The following is a 15,128-nucleotide window of genomic DNA, read 5'->3' on the forward strand; positions in this document are numbered from 1 at the left end:
TGGGACTGACCGGTCCGAGTCGGGACGGCGGGACGCGGACCACCCAGCGCCCCCGATTCCGGGACGGGCGGGCCGGGTAATCGCGTCCAGCACACCGGCGACCAAAAGCCCGACCGTTTCCGAGTATTTCCCGCGAAAGTGCGCCACGGGCCCAGAAGCGCCGTACAGAATGTGGCCAAGGGGAATTGAAACGGGGGGGGCGGAATATGGATGTGAGGCGGCGACTGACGCTATTGGCGGTGACCATCGCAGCCACGCCGTTGATCCTCGGCGGGTGCACCGCGGACCGGAAGGAGGCCGCCGGTGAGGCGCCGGGCAGGGTCGTGGACCCCGCGGTCGCGCTGACCCCCGCCGACCGGACGAGGGACGTCCCGATCAGCGCGGAGGTCGGGACGAGCGTGAGCCACGGGAGGGTCACCGGCGTCAAGCTCACCGACGACAAGGGCAAGCAGGTCTCGGGGGAGCCGCGCGAGGACGGGTCGAGCTGGGTGCCGAGCACCCCGCTGGAGAACGGTCGGACCTACACCGCGGAGGTGACCGCCACCGGGAAGAAGGGGCGGACCACAGTCGGGCGGACGACCTTCACCACGTCGCCCAAATCGACCAGACAGGCGATACAGAGCACGTTGTATTTCGCCGGGAATCAGACGTACGGCACCGCGATCCCGGTGACGGTCGCATTCGATCCGCCCATTCCCAAAGAGGCCCGGGCGGTGGTGCAACGGCGGTTGTTCGTGAAGACCGACCCGCCGCAGCCGGGTACCTGGTCATGGGTGGCCGACGGCAAGCAGGTCGAATACCGGGCGCCGGATTTCTGGAAGCCCGGCACGAAGATCAGCGTGCGGTCGGGACTGGCGGGGCTCCCGATCGGCAAGGAGTTCATCGGTGACGACGACCGCCGGTCCACCTCGAAGATCGGCCGGCAGGTGGCCCTCGAGATCGACAACGCCACGAAGCAGATGTCGGTCTTCCAGGACCACAAGCTGCTCCGCAAGATCCCGGTGAGTCTCGGCAAGCCGAGCACCCCGACCTCGAGCGGCAAGATGGTGATCATGGAGAAGCACGACTTCACCACCTTCGACACCCGGGGGTCGGCCGACCCCTACGTGGTCGACGTGGAGGACGCCCAGCGGCTCACCTGGGGCGGCGAGTTCATCCACGCCGCGCCGTGGTCGGAGGGGGATCAGGGCAACATCAACGTCTCGCACGGCTGCACCAACGTGTCGGCGACGGCGGCGGACTGGCTGATGGGCATCACCCAGGTCGGCGACCTGGTGACCGTCAAGGGCACCGAGGTGCGGTTGGACCAGGGCAACGGCTGGACCGCCTGGAACGTCAGCTGGGACGAGTTCGTCAAGGGCAGCGCGCTGCCCGTGCCGCCCGGCCTGAAACCGGCGCCCACCCTGAACCCGGGGCACCCCGGGGCGGTGGCCGGGGGATCCGCGCCCGCGCCCGCGCCGTCGGCCAGCGGCGGCTGACGACACGGGGAGGAGCGGCCGGGTGCGACCGGTCCGCCAGCCGGCGGGCCGGTCGCCCACGTCCGGGGGTACGCGGCGGCGTCGGACTCAGGACAGGTCGACCCGGGCGATCCCGGTGCCGGTCAGGCTGCCCAGCCAGAGCTGGTCGCCGTGCTGGCGGACGCCGGTGACCATCGGGTACGCGCCGGTGGGTCCGTGCAGTGTCCGCAGCACCGTCCCCGCGCCGTCGACCAGCGCGACCAGTCCGTACCGCTGAGGCTGGGGACGCGCCACGTCGGGCAGCATCGCCACCAGCTGGCGCAGCCGCGGGTGCGGCAGCAGCTTCTCCACCACCGCAAGCCGCGGGCTGGGCAGCGCGATCCAGTACGTCCCGTCGCCCACCGCGGCCACGTTGTCCGGGTACGCCGGCAGGTCGGCGAGCACGGTCACCACCCCGTCGGGCAGGCCGACCCGGACCAACCGGTGGGTGCTCGTCTCGACCAGCATGAGGGCCGACTCGTCCGGGGTCAGCGCGATCCCGTTGGGGAAGTACAGCCCGGCGGCGACCACCTCGGTGCGCCCGCTGCCCGGGTGGTACGCCAGCACCCGACCGTTGGGGCGGTGTTCGAGCAGGTCGTGCTTCCAGTGCGACAGCGGCCAGCGGTCGGAGGAGTCGGTGAAGTAGATGGTGCCGTCGCGGGCGACGGCGGAGTTGTCGGCCAGGTGCACCGGCGCGGCGGCGCCGGTCAGCTCGCGTATCGCGCCGTCCGGGGTGACCCGCAGCAGACCCCGGTACGCGTCGCAGACCACCAGCGTGCCGTCCGTCGGGTCGAGTTCGATGCCGAGCGGACGGCCCCCGGTCTCGGCGAGCAGCCGCGGCGGCGTGCCCGCCGGCGCGTCCGCCGGCCACCACCAGAGCCGGCCGTCCTCGTCGCCGCTGACCACCCGGCCGTCCGGGTCGACGAGCACGTCCTCGGGGCCGCGCGCTCCGGGCGGCAGCGGCAGCACCTCGGCCCGGTCGAGCCGCACGTCGGTGGGCGCCCAGACGCCGTCCAGCGGCGGCGGGGCGGTGGCCGGCTCGCGGACGGGCCGGATCAGGCGGGGCGGGCGTTGCCGCGGTACGACCATCGGATCATTCTCACCCGCCGATGCGGTTCCGTCGTCCCCGGCCGGCGTGTCGGCGGGCGGGCGGCGTCACCCTGAGACGGATCCGGGACCACCCGGGGTCGACCCTGGACGTACCCGGAACCCGACCCCGGCAGGACCGGAAGTGTCGGTGGCGGCGGCTAGTTTCGTCCTCGTGGAACAGTGCGGTGACCGGCTGCGGGTGCGGCTCGACGTGGGTGACGACGCGGTCGAGGTGCGGGTGGCGGGCGAGATCGACGTCGCTTCGGTGGGCGCCCTCCGGGTCGCGCTCTGGGCCGCGCCGGCCCGTCCGGTGCTCCGGCTCGACCTCTCCGGCGTGCGGGTGCTCTCGGCCGCCGGCGTCCGCGCGGTCGTCGCCGCGCACCTGCGGGTCCGGGCCCGTGGCGGCGAGCTGGTCCTGGTCGACCCCGACCCGACGGTCGCCCGGGTGCTGCGGGCCACCGGCCTGCACCGGGTCATCCCGGTGGTGCGGAGCGTGCCGTTGCCGTCGGCCGGGCGCGCCCCGTTGGTCGCGGCCTGACCGGGCCGGCGAGGCCCCCCGGGGAGCCGGTGCGGCGACCGGATCGACGACCTGCCTGCAACGGCCGGCCCGCTGGTGGCGGGGCCGCCGGCACCACCGGCGGCCCCGCGGCCGGTCAGCGGAGGTCGAGCAGGTCGACGACGAAGACCAGGGTCTCGTTCGGCTTGATGACGCCGCCGGCGCCGCGGCTGCCGTAGCCCAGGTGCGGCGGGATGGTCAGCCGGCGCCGGCCGCCGACCTTCATGCCCACGACGCCCTGGTCCCAGCCGGCGATGACCTGGCCGCCGCCGAGCGGGAACTCGAAGCTCTCGCCCCGGTTCCACGACGCGTCGAACTCGCGCCCCGTCGAGTGGGACACCCCGACGTAGTGGACGCTGGCCAGCTGACCCGGCTTCGCCTCGGGGCCCTCGCCCACGGTGATGTCCTCGATGACGAGGTCGGCCGGGGGTGCGCCCTCGATCGGGCCGACCTCGGGCTTGGCTGCCTGGGGCATGCTCATCTGTTGCTCTCCTGCCGTAGTGGCGGCGGCCCCACCCGTCGGGCGCGGCCACGGCCCTGCATCGTCGGTGTCGCTGTCGATCCTGCCGGATCGTGAGCGGCGAATGCCCGCCAGTCCCCGAACGCGACCGGCCGGGCGCGGCACCCGGCCGGCCATCGAACGGGATCGTCCAGGACCCGGACGCGCGGTAAGGGCGCCACCGCCGGTGGCGCCCTCCCGGGTGGATCGGCTACCTGAGCCAGCCGTACTTCCTGACCAGGGGCAGGTTCGCCCAGGTCCGGCCGAGGCCGAGGGTGTCGCCCGCGCCGACCAGGGCCAGGCCGGCCAGCACCGCGGCGTAGATCAGGTGGTCGTCCATGAAGGGGTTGTTCTCGGGGGGAAGGACGGCGGTCCACATGAGCACCAGCAGCAGCCCACCGGCCACGGCGGCGATGCGCATCCCGATGCCCAGCAGCAGGGCCACGCCGATCCCCGCCAGACCGATCATGAACAGCCAGTCCGCCCACGTCGCGCCGGCGATGTCCTGGTAGACGCCCTTGAACGGGCCGGCCGCGCCGAAGCTCAGGAAACCCTTGGTGGGGCTGCCCCCGTTGATCCAGGCGCTCTTCGACTCGGTCGTGTGACCCAGGCCGAAGGCCTTGTCGAGGAAGGCCCAGAGGAAGATCCAACCCAGTGCGATCCGGGTGCCGGCCCAGACGTACCGGGCGGCGTGCTCGCGGGTGGTCTCGGCCGCCGGAGCGATGGTGTCGGCGGTGGTGGTCCGCTGTGTCGTCGCGGTCATGATGTCCACGTCCTCTCTCTGCCTGGCACCGCGCTTCTCGGTGGCACCTTCATCCCACTCCGGTCGGGGCGTTCCGGTCAGGGCCGACCGGGACGCCCGGGGCGGGACCTTCGACCCCTGATGGCGGCCTCCGCCCGGGACCTTCGCCCCGGCCCGGGGCGGTCCGGTCGGCCGTCCAGGCCCCGTCCACCGCCGCTGAAGCTCCTGGTCACGGCGGCCGTACGGTCACCGTGAAGAGGTTGTGACGCACGGGACAGGAGCGGGGTCCGGTCGGGCGGGCCCGCGTCCCCGGCGCCTCAGGTCACCGGATCGGCGAGTTGTGCGGCGAGCAGCGCGGGCGCCTCGGCCAGGGAGGGGCCGTACCAGGTGAGGTGGCGGCCGGAGACCAGTGCGCAGGGGGTGCCGGGGAAGGCCTCCGGGCCGTCGTCGGCGGTGAACGCGTAGGGCTCGTCGGGGAGCACCACCAGCTCCGGGTTCCGGGCGCGCAGCGCGTCGAGGTCGGGTCGGGGGTACCGCTCGGGGTCGTCGGCGTAGAGGTTGACCACGCCGAGCCGGCGCAGCACGTCGCCGGCGAAGGTGTCGCCACCGAGCACCACCCAGGGGCGGCGCCAGACCGGCACGACGGCGCGTCGGGCGGCGACCGGGACGGGCGGCGGGGCCCAGGCCCGCCGGGCGGCGACCAGCCAGTCCGGCTCGCCGGTGACGCCGAGCGCGGCGAGCAGGTCGGCCAGTTCGGTGAGCGCCTGCGCCACGGTGCGCGGGTAGGTGACCCGGACCGGCACCCCGGCCGCGGCCAGCGCGTCGGCGTCGGCGCGGCGGTTCTCCTCGACGTTGAGCAGCACCAGGTCCGGGCGGAGCGCCAGCACCCGGTCCAGGTCCGGGTACTTGCTGCCGCCGACCCGGGCCACGTCCAGCCCCTCCGGTCGGGTGCACCAGTCGGTGGCCCCGACCAGCACCTCCGGCACGGTCACCGCGACCGCCTCGGTCAGCGACGGCACCAGCGACACCACGCGCACGGCGTTCCCCCTCCGATCGGCGGGCCGCTCCGGGCGGACGGCCCCACCACCCGGCCCATCCTTCCCCTCCCCGGGTACGGCGTCGACGCCGACGAGGCGCTGCGGGGCTGCCCGCTGTCGGAGATGGTGGTCTGGCGTTGAGCCGCACGGCACCCTCTCTTGCCCCGTCCTCTACAACGTTGTAATACTCGGTGGGTCCGTCGCCCCGAGGAGGACCCATGACCGTCCCAGCCACCACCACCCTGCCCACGGACCCGGATGAGACGCCGGTGGAGGCGCTCGGCGACCTCTACCGCGACGGCATCACCGCCTGCCGCGGCGCCTTCTCCGTCGACTGGGTCGACCAGGTCCGCGAGGACATCGACGCCGCGTTCCGGGAGGCCCGCTCCCGCCCCGACGGCGCCGTCGGCCGCGGGGCCGAGCGGTGGTACGTGGAGATCCACCCGGAGCAGCTGCGCGGCTTCGCCGACCTGGTCACCCACCCGTGGGTGGTCGCCGTCAGCCGGGCGGTGCTCGGCCCGGAGTACGAGATCGTCGAGCTGGGTTTCGACATCCCGTTCCCCGGCGCGGCCATGCAGCCCTGGCACCGGGACTTCCCGATGCCGGAGGAGACCCGCCGGCAGCGCCGGCTGACCTCGCTGGCGTTCAACCTGACGACCGTGGACACCGTCGAGGAGATGGGCCCGTTCGAGATCGCCCCGGGCACCCAGTGGGACGACGGCGCCGACTTCGACCACGAGATGTTCCCGCCCCGCGAGCGCTACGACCGGTACGAGGGGCGGGCGGTGCGCAAGTACCCGCAGCGCGGCGACATCTCGGCCCGCTCCGCGCTCACCGTGCACCGGGGCACCCCGAACCGCTCCGCGCTGGCCCGGCCGGTGCTGGTGCTCGGCGTGGACGCGCCCGGCGCGGGCAACGCCGAACGGCACGACATGGCGGTCACCCGGGACTACTGGGCGAACCTGCCCGAACTGGCCCGCGCCCACCTGCGCTGCCCGATCGTCGACGAACTGGTACCGATCACGCAGAAGCACACCATCGAGGGCCTGGTGATGGGCGCGGCCTGACCGCACCCCCGGCCGGTCGCCCGGCCCGGCCCGCGCCGGTCGCTCCGGCGGGGTGGGTCAGCGGCGGCCGGCCGGCGCGTGTCCCCGGGCCAGGGTGGCCACCGGGACGTCCTCCCGGGCCGCCCAGCGGACCGCGTGCCGGACGTCGGCCACCGGCAGCGGTCGCCGGTCGGTGACCGTGACGGCGGCGTGCACCGCGAACGCCACGAAGGGGTACGACCGGGCCAGGCCGGCCAGCGAGGCGCGCACCCGGCCGGCCGTCGCCAGCGCCTCCTCCTCGGTCACCGACGGCAGCACCAGCAGGTACTCGTCCGGGGCGAGGCGTACCGCCCGGTCGACCGGGCGCAACGGGGCGGTGAGGGCACCGATCACCGCCTGCGCCTCGCGGGCCGCGCTGCGCCGGCCGAACCGCTCCGGCGTGCCGGCCGGCTCGGCCACCCGTACCCCGATCAGCGCCACCGGCAGGGTGCCGGAGGCGGTGACCCCGTCGAGCCCGGTCCACCGGCGCAGGGCCGGCTCGTCCACCAGGCCGGCCTCCGCGGGTTCCTCGGCCCGCCGGGCGGTCGCGGCGCGTCCGGCGCGCTCGGCGAGCAGCCGGATCGCCGCCTCCGCCCGGCTCTCCCCGGGGGTGGAGGGCAGCTCCCGCACCCGGCCCAGCACCTCGTCGATCGTCCGCAGGGCCGGCCCGGGAAGCCGGTCGGCGAGCCGGGTGCGCAGCCGGAGCGCCTCGTGCAGGGCCTCGTCGCGGCGGAAGCCCCAGCGGCCGTCGAAGAGCCGGCCCGCCTCCAACGTCGCGGCGACCTCCACCTCGCGGCGGTCCCGGGCGACCAGCGCCGCGCCGAAGCGCGGGGTCAACGCCACCAGGCTCCACTCCCGGGCCAGCTCGTCGGCGTCGTCGAGCAGCACTCCGTACGCCCCGGGCAGCTCCGGCGGCGCGTCGCCGACCAGTCCGACCACCGTCACCGCCGCCCCGGCGGCGATCCGCTGGTAGCGCGCCCGCTCCCGGGCGAAGTACGGCATCCGCTGGAACAGCGCGATCACCAGCAGCGGACCGTCCTCGGCGGTGGCCAGCGCGGCCCGTTCGATGGCGTGGGAGACCGCGACCAGGTGCCGTTTGGTCAACCGCTCCGGGCCGGTTCCGTTGTGCAGCACGCCGTGAGCCTAGAGAAAACGGACGTTCGGCGCACCCGACGGCGGGGGCCGCCACATCGGCCCGCACCGCCGAGGCGGCGACCATGATCGAAGTCCTAGACTCGGCCGGTCGACCGACCCAGGGATGGATCCGCCCCGAGATGACGCACTCCGCCAGCGACGACGGCCTCCGGCTGCGACCGCTCGCCGTCGGCGACCCGGGGCTGCTCACCCGGGCCGGGCAGGTGGTGCACGCGGGCCGCCGGCTCGGGGACCTGGTGCCGAGGCGTCCGGAGGGGATCACCGGGCACCAGTGGAGCGCCGCCACCCGCGAGGAGTTCGATCTCGTGGTCGGCGCCGCCGACACCGGCGTGCCGGTGGTCGCGGTGCGGATCGGGCCGGCCGTCCCGGCCGGCTCGGCGGGGCAGCGGGCCGAGCGGATGCGCGACGCGGTCTGTGCGGCGGTCGGCCTGCCCGTGCTGCGCATCGAGTCGCCCACCCTGCGCCCGGAGCCGCACGGCCGGCGGATCCTCGCCTACGTGATCGACGCCCGGGACTACGCCGGCCCGGCCGACGGGGAGCCGGCGGACCGGGACGACGCCCCGGTCGGGTTCCGCGACATCGTCGGCCGGCTGCCCGACGGGCGGACCGGTCCGGTCAACGACCTCGGCGCGCTGGCCCGGGCGGCGGCCGTCGAGGCGTACGTCTCCCGGCAGCTGGCGGACCCGATCGTCCGGGGCCTGCACGTGCGGTGGGCCGACGGGGCGGCCGAGGGGTGGGGCTGGGTCGAGGTGCGTCCCGGCCGGTGCCTGGTCGAGCGGGTGATCGTCCGCGAACACCGGTTCCGGTGCGGGGTCGACGCGCCCCGGCTGGCCGAGGACCTCGCGGCGGTCGCGATCGGGGAGCGGCTGCGCGACCTGGCGGCCGGCGAGCCCGCGCTGGTGGCGCGGGACGAGCTCCGGCGGGACATCCGCGCCCTGCGGGCCCGCCGCGAGGAGCTGGTCGGCGGCTTCGCCTTCGACCACCTCTGCGTCGACTGACGACACGCCCCGCGGCGGTGTGCCGAGCGCCGCCGCCACGTCCGGCCCCGGTGCCCTACCTGCGCCGCGGAATTCCTCGCTCTGCTTTGAACCTTCCCGGCCGGCGCTCCGTACCTAAGCGGGAATGGGCAGGATTTTCCAGCCGCGCCACCCGACGCGGCGGACGGTGCGGAAAGGGCATCGTCGGCCATCGACGTGCCACCGGAACGTCGCAGTGATCCCGACGGGGCGGGCCACCCCGTATTCCGTCGGCCCTTCGGGATCGCGAGTCAGGTACCGGATCGAGAAGGAGAGCAATTCGATGCGCAGGTCCACACGGGCGCGCCGGTCATCCGGTAACGCGCGGAGCAAGCGGCTGCTGGCGGCGGTCGGCGCGCTCGCGGTCTTCGGCGCCATCGCCGCCGTCACCCAGATCTCGTCGGCCCACGACCGGCCGAGGGCCACCCGCACGGTGTCGTCCTCCTGCGTGGCGCCGAGCCCCGGCGCCACCTCGCCGAGCGGCCGCGTCAGCACCACGCAGACGTGGCAGAACGGCCGCTGGGTGCGCAACCACTGGGGCGACGGGCAGATGTCGGTCGCCGAGTGCCAGGCCGTCAAGGCCGGCAACGCCCCGGTGACCACGGCGGGGTCGGCGGTGGCCTGCCCGGACGTCACGAGCAAGCTCCCGCAGGTGCCGGCCCGGGCCCGGGCCGAGGTGGACCGCAACCTGGCCCTGCTGCAGAGCCAGATCGCCGAGGCCAACCGGCGGTTGGCCGCCGAGGGCAGCCGCCGCGGCCAGGACTTCGTCAACAACGCCATCCTCCGACCGCTGGAGGACAAGCGGCGCGCGACGTTGAACCGCATCGCCACCGCCATCGACCGGGTGGGGGAGCGGCCCCAGGGCCTGGACCAGCTCGCCAAGTGCACGCTGGCCGCCGGTAACAACAACGGTGGCGCGAATGGCGGTCAGAACGGTGGCCAGAACGGCCCGACCGGCTCCCCGACGGCCGGCCCGACCGGCGCTCCGACCGGTGGCCAGAACGGTGGCCAGAATGGCGGCAACAACAACGGCGGGAACAACAACGGCAACGCGCTCGGCGTTCTCGCGAAGGACTGCGCCAACACCCGGCTGCAACCGCACGACGGTTTCCAGAATGGCAACCGCTGCGTCAGCACCGCGTTCGGCGAGGTGGGCGCGGCGGCCAACAACCCGTCGCTGCTGATCACCGAGTTCCCGAACGAGGTCCAGGCCAACCAGGGCTTCACCCTGCGGGTCAGCACGAAGAACCTGGTCCGGGACCGGTTCCTCGCCGCCGGCCAGGGCGGCTACTACGTGGAGAGCTCGCTCCTCAACGACCAGGGTCTGGTCCGGGGCCACTTCCACACCGCCTGCCGGATGTTGCAGAGCACCGACGAGGCGCCGGCGAACCCGCAGGACGTGCCGGCCTTCTTCGTCGCCACCGAGGACGGTCGGGGCGGCGCCCAGGCCGACGAGGTGGTCATCCAGGTTCCGGGCCTGCCGCAGGAGGGTACGGCGCAGTGCGCGGTCTGGGCCGGCGACGGCTCGCACCGCATCCCGATGATGGAGCGGGCCAACCAGACCCCCGCCTTCGACGCGGTGCGGATCCAGGTCAACTAGGGGCAGGTACGTGATCGTCGCGGGCCGTCCGGGATCTCCCGGACGGCCCGCGACGTGTGCTCGGGCCGGCACCGGGACGGCGAGCCGCGGACACCCGCGGGGGCGGACCCGGTAACCAGGCCCATGCGGGCGGTCGAGCGGCTTCGCCGGTGCTGGGGATCGGGGCCCCTCCGGCGGGTGGAAATTGTGAACGGCACGAAAAACGCCGGGGCCCCGCTGATTTCCCAGCGTGACCCCGGCGCCTCGGATGGTGACCCGGCCGGATCGGTCAGCGGTTCTTCCACGCCTCCACGACCGAGACCGGGATGCGTCCGCGCTCGGAAATCTCGTACCCGTTCTTGACGGCCCATTCGCGGATGGCCCGGTTCTGCTCGCGATCCATTCCCGAGGGCGCGGGCCGGGCGGGTCGGCGAGCCGGACGGCCGGCGTCCACCGGCCCCCGCCCCATCCGGCGGCCAGCGCCGATGTACGGGTCCAACGTCTTACGGAGGACCCCTGCGTTCTCGTCGGAGAGGTCGATGGTGTACGCCACCCCGTCCAGACTGAACTCGACGGTCCGGTCGGCCTTTCCGCCGTCGAGGTCATCCGTCAGAACGGTGATTACTTTCCTTGCCATCGCCATTGCTCCCTGTGTCGGGCGGGGTGTGTCCAAGAGTTTGGCCCATCCCATGGCAAATCCGCAACAATATGCGCCCATTTCAGTTGGCGGGTCGCCCCAATCGTGGAAAACCCGGTACGCACAAAGGGCCGCCCCCTGGCCCGCCTTCGCGCCGGTGATCATGAGGTGGGCGGCCGGAACGGTGGTCCGCCCGCCGCCGACGTCAGGGTCACCGTGTGAGGGAAGGTGGGGGGACCGGCCTCGGGCGTCAGTCGGTGAGCAGGCCGGCGTGGCCGGCCAGTGCGGCCGCCTGCGCCCGGCTCGACACCCGCAGCTTGCGCAGCAGCGCGGCCGTCATCCGCTTCACCGTGCGCTCCGAGACGTGCAGTTGGTCGGCGATCTCCACGTTGCTCCGGCCGGCCGCGATCGACCGCAGCAACCGGCGCTCCTCCTCGTCCAGGTCCACCGAGTGGCTCCGCTCCGGGCGGAGCAGGCCGCGCAGCAGCGCCGCCGGCAGCACCGCCCAGCCGTCGAGGATGGCCACGATCGGGGGCAGCAGCTCCTCCGGCTCGCTGCTCTTCGGCAGGAACCCCTCGGCGCCGGCTCGCAGCGCCTCCAGAGCGGGCGCCGGGTCGTCCCCGCCCGACATCGCCACCACCCGCACCCGCGGGGTGGTGCGGCGGATCGCGGCGACCGCCCGGATCCCGCCGGGCGGGGGCATGTGCAGGTCGACCAGGGCCAGATCCGGCTGGCAGCGGCTGACCAGCGACGCGGCGGCGGAGGCGTCGCCGGTCGAACCGACCACCCGGGCCCGGCCCTCGGTGCTGATCGGCAGGAGCAGCTCCAGCCCCCGTACGAAGAGCGGATGGTCGTCGACGACGGCGAGGCGAATGGGGGAGCCGAGCATGCCTGATCCCTTCCCGGGCGGGTACGGATCATGCGGATATGCACCGATCGAGGGGGGTCGAGCGGATGCGGTCACCACAGGGGCTCCGGGCCATGCTGCTGCGGTGGCGCCGGGCGGACCTCGACGGCCGGGCCGACCCCGCGCTGATGGTGCGGGTACTCTGCCACGAGTTCCGTACCCCGGTCAGCACCCTGACCTCGCTCACCCGCGCGCTCGCCGACGACCGCGCCGGGCTCACCGACGCCGACCGGCGGGCGATCACCGAGCTGGCCCGCGAGCAGGCCGCCCACCTGGACGGGTTGCTGCGCGACGCGGCCGCCGCCGGAGGCGGCGGGCTTCCCCTGGCCGTACGGGCGGAGCCGACCGTGCCGCTGGCCGAGGTGCTGCCCGCGGTGGCCGCGCTGGTCCCGGCGCACCGGCTGCGCACCCGGGTCACCGGCCGCGCGGGCCGCTGCCCGGTGCCCGCCCGCCGGATCCGGCAGGTGCTGGTCAACCTGGTGCAGAACGCGCTGTGGCACGGCCCGCACGACGGGGAGATCGGGCTCTACGCGGCGCTGCGGCGGGACGGTCTGAGCCTTCTCGTCACCGACCAGGGGCGGTCCGTCGCCGCGCTGGCCGAAGCTCTGCGCCGCACGGCCCCCGGCAGCGGCGTGCACGGCCTGGGCCTGTGGATCGTCCGGCAGTTGGTGGCCGTCGAGGGCGGGACGGTGCGCGCGCACCGGCTACGCCCGGGCGGCGTCGGCGTGGAGGTGCTGCTGCCCCCGGGCCGGCCGCGGGTCTGACCCCCGGGGGACGGTGGTTGGCCCCGGCGGGTCACCGCAACGGGAACTGCCCCGGTGTCAGCCCATCAGGCACCGAGGAGGACCCGATGTTCAGCCACGTCAAGGACCTGCAGTTCGAGGCCAAGCCGGACGGCCCCGACGCCGCGTTCGCCCGCCGGCTCCAGGAGATCCTGGGCGGCAAGTGGGGCGAGATGACCGTCGCCAACCAGTACCTCTTCCAGGGCTGGAACTGCCGGCTGCCCGGCAAGTACAAGGACCTGCTGCTCGACGTGGGCACCGAGGAGATGGGCCATGTCGAGATGATCTCCACGATGATCACACGGCTGCTGGAGAACGCTCCGCTGTCGCTGCAGGAGGCGGCCGACGACAACCCGATGGTCGGCGCGATCTACGGCGGGTCGAACCCCGCGCACTTCATCCACGGCGGCGGCGGGGCCCTGCCCACGGACAGCAACGGGGTGCCCTGGAACGGCAGCTTCATCACCGCCAGCGGCAACCTGATGGCGGACTTCCAGCTCAACGTCACGGCCGAGGCCCAGGGCCGGCTCCAGGTCTCCCGGCTGTTCAACATGACCGACGACCCCGGGGTCAAGCAGATGCTCCGGTTCCTGCTGGCCCGGGACACCATGCACCAGAACATGTGGCTGGCGGCGATCGAGCAGCTCAAGGAGGACGGCCTGGAGGAGATGCCGGTGCCGGAGGCCTTCCCGGACTCCAAGGAGTTCACCGAGGACTTCAGCTACACGTACCTGGACTTCTCGCCCGGGCAGGACGCCGCCGAGGGGCGCTGGGCCTCCGGCCCGGCCCCGGACGGCAAGGGCCAGTTCAAGTACGAGCACAGCCCGCGCGCCCACGCCCCCGAGCCGGTGCTGCCGCCGGGCGACCCGCGGCTGTACGGCACGAACCCGGGGATGGCCGCCGGCGTGGTCACCAAGGTCAAGAGCAAGCTCACCTGATGCCGTCCGCACCGGGCCGTCCGCCCGCGGTGGACGGCCCGGCGGCGCCCGTGATCCCAGGAGGTGTGCCGTGACCGAACTCGTGCTGCGTCCGCTGGCGGACGCCTTCATGCAGGTGGGTGTCTACGTCGCCGTGATGGTGGCGTTCTTCGGCTGGCTGCGCTGGCGGCACGGCGACCGGGTCACCGACGGGCTGACCCGGCACCCGCGGCTCGGACCGCTGGTCGGCGCGCTGCTCGGGGTCAGTCCCGGTTGCGGCGGCGCCATCGTGCTGATGCCGCTGTACGCCCGGCGGAAGGTCTCCTTCGGCACCGTGGTCGCGGCGCTGACCGCGACCATGGGTGACTCCTCCTGGGTGGTGCTGGCCTGGAATCCCGGTTTCGCCCTCCGGCTGCACCTGCTGCTCTTCGCGGTCGGTCTGGTCACCGGTTACGTCGTGGACGCGCTCGGGATCGACCCGGCCCGGGCGGCGGCCCGGCCACGGCTCCGGGAGCGGGCCGGTCAGGCGCTGGCGACCGCCGGCGCCCCGACCGGCGTGGGCACCGGCGCCGCCGGCTCGGGGGCCGTCGCCGCGGCGGTGTCGGCGCTCCCCGGGAGTGCCCGGCGCGGGAGGCGGGCCGGCCTGCTCGACGGGTTGCGCCGGCGGGATCCGGCCGCCGCGTTCTGGGGTCTGACCACGCCGGCCTTCGCGGTGTCGGTGCCGGTGGTGTTCCAGCTGGTCGACCCGGGTGTGCTCACCCGGGCCCTGGGTGGCGTCGACCCGTACCTGGCGCTCGGGGTGCTCGGCACCCTGATCGCACTGGTGATCTTCCTGGCCGGTAGCGGGCGGCTGGCCGACGACACGCTGGAGACGGCGCAGCCCGCGTCGTTGCGGGCGACGCTGCGGCACAGCGCGCACGAGGCGTCCTTCGTGACCGTCTGGGTGGCCGTGGCCTACCTCGGCTGGCAGCTGTTCAGCACCACGACCGGCTTCGACGGTTCGGAGCTGGCGCTGGCCGGGCTGCTCGGGGTGCTGGTCGGCGCGGGCATCGGGCTCATCCCCGGCTGCGCCGTGCAGATCGTCTTCACCGGGCTGTTCATCAGCGGCGGCCTCCCACTGCCGACGCTGGTGGCCAACGCGATCAGCCAGGACGGCGACGCGCTCATCCCGCTGGCCGCCCTGCGGCGGCGCTCGGCCGCGCTGGCCACCGTGATCACCACCGTGCCGGCCGCGGCCGTCGGCGCCGCCCTGCTCGTCCTGCTCTGACCACCGCCGACACGGGCCGGCCCGACGCACGAGCCGGGCGGACCGTGTCCCTTCCCGGCCAGCCCGGCCGACGTCCCGCGAGGAGGAAACGATGTCGCCCAGCTCCATCGCCGGTGTCCGCCGCAAGCTCGTCGCCTTCGCCGCGCTGACCGTGGTGGCGCTGCTGCTCGGCCTGCCCGCCCCGACCGTGGCCGCGTTGGCGCTGGTCAGCCTGGCCATCCCGGTCGCCGTCGTGGTGGGCGGCGGCCGACTGCGTCAACTGCTGCTGCCCGGCCCGGCCCGGACGCCGGGAGTGACCTGGACCACAGCTCGGAACAAGGGGAACGCTTTGTGACTTGAGCCAGACACGCTCAACTCAACGCGA

General features: G+C 74.2%; 16 protein-coding genes. 9 read left to right on the plus strand and 7 right to left on the minus strand.

Annotation, left to right across the window (positions count from 1 at the left end):
* The first annotated feature begins 206 nt into the window (after positions 1–206).
* Positions 207–1,478, plus strand: coding sequence for a L,D-transpeptidase (locus tag V6U79_RS11530; protein ID WP_334614637.1), 1,272 nt, complete (start codon positions 207–209; stop codon positions 1,476–1,478).
* Between the two features lie 87 nt (positions 1,479–1,565).
* Here the strand turns inward: V6U79_RS11530 and V6U79_RS11535 are convergent, their stop codons facing one another.
* Positions 1,566–2,585, minus strand: a complete 1,020-nt coding sequence (locus V6U79_RS11535) for an SMP-30/gluconolactonase/LRE family protein (protein ID WP_334614638.1) — start codon at positions 2,583–2,585, stop codon at positions 1,566–1,568.
* 172 nt (positions 2,586–2,757) lie between these two features.
* On the opposite strand from V6U79_RS11535, the gene V6U79_RS11540 reads away from it, so the two are divergent.
* On the plus strand, positions 2,758–3,123 hold the full coding sequence (locus V6U79_RS11540) for an anti-sigma factor antagonist (RefSeq protein WP_334526677.1): 366 nt from the start codon (positions 2,758–2,760) through the stop codon (positions 3,121–3,123).
* A 115-nt stretch (positions 3,124–3,238) separates the two neighbouring features.
* On the opposite strand, the gene V6U79_RS11545 is transcribed toward V6U79_RS11540, so the two are convergent.
* From V6U79_RS11545 to V6U79_RS11555, 3 genes are all read right to left on the minus strand, one after another.
* Positions 3,239–3,616: an FKBP-type peptidyl-prolyl cis-trans isomerase gene (locus V6U79_RS11545; protein WP_334526821.1), complete on the minus strand. Its 378-nt coding sequence runs from the start codon at positions 3,614–3,616 to the stop codon at positions 3,239–3,241.
* A 235-nt stretch (positions 3,617–3,851) separates the two neighbouring features.
* Positions 3,852–4,412 carry a hypothetical protein gene (locus V6U79_RS11550; protein ID WP_442933326.1) on the minus strand — a complete coding sequence of 187 codons (561 nt, stop codon included), beginning with the start codon at positions 4,410–4,412 and terminating at the stop codon, positions 3,852–3,854.
* A 287-nt stretch (positions 4,413–4,699) separates the two neighbouring features.
* Positions 4,700–5,419 carry a helical backbone metal receptor gene (locus V6U79_RS11555; protein ID WP_334526683.1) on the minus strand — a complete coding sequence of 240 codons (720 nt, stop codon included), beginning with the start codon at positions 5,417–5,419 and terminating at the stop codon, positions 4,700–4,702.
* 218 nt (positions 5,420–5,637) lie between these two features.
* Between V6U79_RS11555 and V6U79_RS11560 the strand changes: the two genes are divergently transcribed.
* The gene (locus tag V6U79_RS11560; protein ID WP_334614639.1) at positions 5,638–6,486 is read left to right on the plus strand and encodes a phytanoyl-CoA dioxygenase family protein; all 849 of its coding nucleotides are present in this window, start codon (positions 5,638–5,640) and stop codon (positions 6,484–6,486) included.
* Between the two features lie 57 nt (positions 6,487–6,543).
* Here the strand turns inward: V6U79_RS11560 and V6U79_RS11565 are convergent, their stop codons facing one another.
* Positions 6,544–7,638 (minus strand): DICT sensory domain-containing protein, encoded by a 1,095-nt coding sequence (locus tag V6U79_RS11565; RefSeq protein ID WP_334614640.1) that lies wholly within the window; start codon positions 7,636–7,638, stop codon positions 6,544–6,546.
* A 140-nt stretch (positions 7,639–7,778) separates the two neighbouring features.
* Between V6U79_RS11565 and V6U79_RS11570 the strand changes: the two genes are divergently transcribed.
* Entirely contained in the window at positions 7,779–8,657 is an 879-nt protein-coding gene (locus V6U79_RS11570) for a hypothetical protein (protein ID WP_334614641.1), read from the plus strand.
* A 301-nt stretch (positions 8,658–8,958) separates the two neighbouring features.
* Complete coding sequence (locus V6U79_RS11575; protein ID WP_334614642.1) at positions 8,959–10,275, plus strand: hypothetical protein; 1,317 nt, start codon at positions 8,959–8,961, stop codon at positions 10,273–10,275.
* Between the two features lie 268 nt (positions 10,276–10,543).
* On the opposite strand, the gene V6U79_RS11580 is transcribed toward V6U79_RS11575, so the two are convergent.
* Both V6U79_RS11580 and V6U79_RS11585 read right to left on the minus strand, forming a co-directional pair.
* Positions 10,544–10,891: a histone-like nucleoid-structuring protein Lsr2 gene (locus V6U79_RS11580; protein ID WP_334526695.1), complete on the minus strand. Its 348-nt coding sequence runs from the start codon at positions 10,889–10,891 to the stop codon at positions 10,544–10,546.
* A gap of 250 nt (positions 10,892–11,141) precedes the next feature.
* Entirely contained in the window at positions 11,142–11,780 is a 639-nt protein-coding gene (locus tag V6U79_RS11585; RefSeq protein WP_334526697.1) for a response regulator, read from the minus strand.
* Between the two features lie 65 nt (positions 11,781–11,845).
* Here V6U79_RS11585 and V6U79_RS11590 point away from each other — a divergent pair, with 65 nt between their 5' ends.
* The 4 genes from V6U79_RS11590 to V6U79_RS11605 all read left to right on the plus strand — a co-directional run bounded on the left by V6U79_RS11590 (position 11,846) and on the right by V6U79_RS11605 (position 15,098).
* Positions 11,846–12,562, plus strand: coding sequence for a sensor histidine kinase (locus V6U79_RS11590; RefSeq protein ID WP_334614643.1), 717 nt, complete (start codon positions 11,846–11,848; stop codon positions 12,560–12,562).
* 86 nt (positions 12,563–12,648) lie between these two features.
* Positions 12,649–13,518 carry a manganese catalase gene (locus V6U79_RS11595; protein WP_334526703.1) on the plus strand — a complete coding sequence of 290 codons (870 nt, stop codon included), beginning with the start codon at positions 12,649–12,651 and terminating at the stop codon, positions 13,516–13,518.
* Between the two features lie 70 nt (positions 13,519–13,588).
* Positions 13,589–14,764 (plus strand): putative manganese transporter, encoded by a 1,176-nt coding sequence (locus tag V6U79_RS11600; protein ID WP_334614644.1) that lies wholly within the window; start codon positions 13,589–13,591, stop codon positions 14,762–14,764.
* A gap of 91 nt (positions 14,765–14,855) precedes the next feature.
* Complete coding sequence (locus V6U79_RS11605; protein WP_334614645.1) at positions 14,856–15,098, plus strand: hypothetical protein; 243 nt, start codon at positions 14,856–14,858, stop codon at positions 15,096–15,098.
* Positions 15,099–15,128: the final 30 nt, after the last annotated feature.

The sequence above is a fragment of the Micromonospora psammae genome, from assembly GCF_036902725.1.
Lineage (GTDB): Bacteria > Actinomycetota > Actinomycetes > Mycobacteriales > Micromonosporaceae > Micromonospora.

Excerpts from the sequence above, each read along its gene's own strand:
- V6U79_RS11575 (WP_334614642.1), top strand. The coding sequence starts at position 8,959 with ATGCGCAGGTCCACACGGGCGCGCCGGTCATCCGGTAACGCGCGGAGC.
- V6U79_RS11580 (WP_334526695.1), bottom strand. The coding sequence starts at position 10,891 with ATGGCAAGGAAAGTAATCACCGTTCTGACGGATGACCTCGACGGCGGA.
- V6U79_RS11530 (WP_334614637.1), top strand. The coding sequence starts at position 207 with ATGGATGTGAGGCGGCGACTGACGCTATTGGCGGTGACCATCGCAGCC.
- V6U79_RS11590 (WP_334614643.1), top strand. The coding sequence starts at position 11,846 with ATGCGGTCACCACAGGGGCTCCGGGCCATGCTGCTGCGGTGGCGCCGG.
- V6U79_RS11595 (WP_334526703.1), top strand. The coding sequence starts at position 12,649 with ATGTTCAGCCACGTCAAGGACCTGCAGTTCGAGGCCAAGCCGGACGGC.
- V6U79_RS11545 (WP_334526821.1), bottom strand. The coding sequence starts at position 3,616 with ATGCCCCAGGCAGCCAAGCCCGAGGTCGGCCCGATCGAGGGCGCACCC.
- V6U79_RS11570 (WP_334614641.1), top strand. The coding sequence starts at position 7,779 with ATGACGCACTCCGCCAGCGACGACGGCCTCCGGCTGCGACCGCTCGCC.
- V6U79_RS11585 (WP_334526697.1), bottom strand. The coding sequence starts at position 11,780 with ATGCTCGGCTCCCCCATTCGCCTCGCCGTCGTCGACGACCATCCGCTC.
- V6U79_RS11560 (WP_334614639.1), top strand. The coding sequence starts at position 5,638 with ATGACCGTCCCAGCCACCACCACCCTGCCCACGGACCCGGATGAGACG.
- V6U79_RS11535 (WP_334614638.1), bottom strand. The coding sequence starts at position 2,585 with ATGGTCGTACCGCGGCAACGCCCGCCCCGCCTGATCCGGCCCGTCCGC.
- V6U79_RS11605 (WP_334614645.1), top strand. The coding sequence starts at position 14,856 with ATGTCGCCCAGCTCCATCGCCGGTGTCCGCCGCAAGCTCGTCGCCTTC.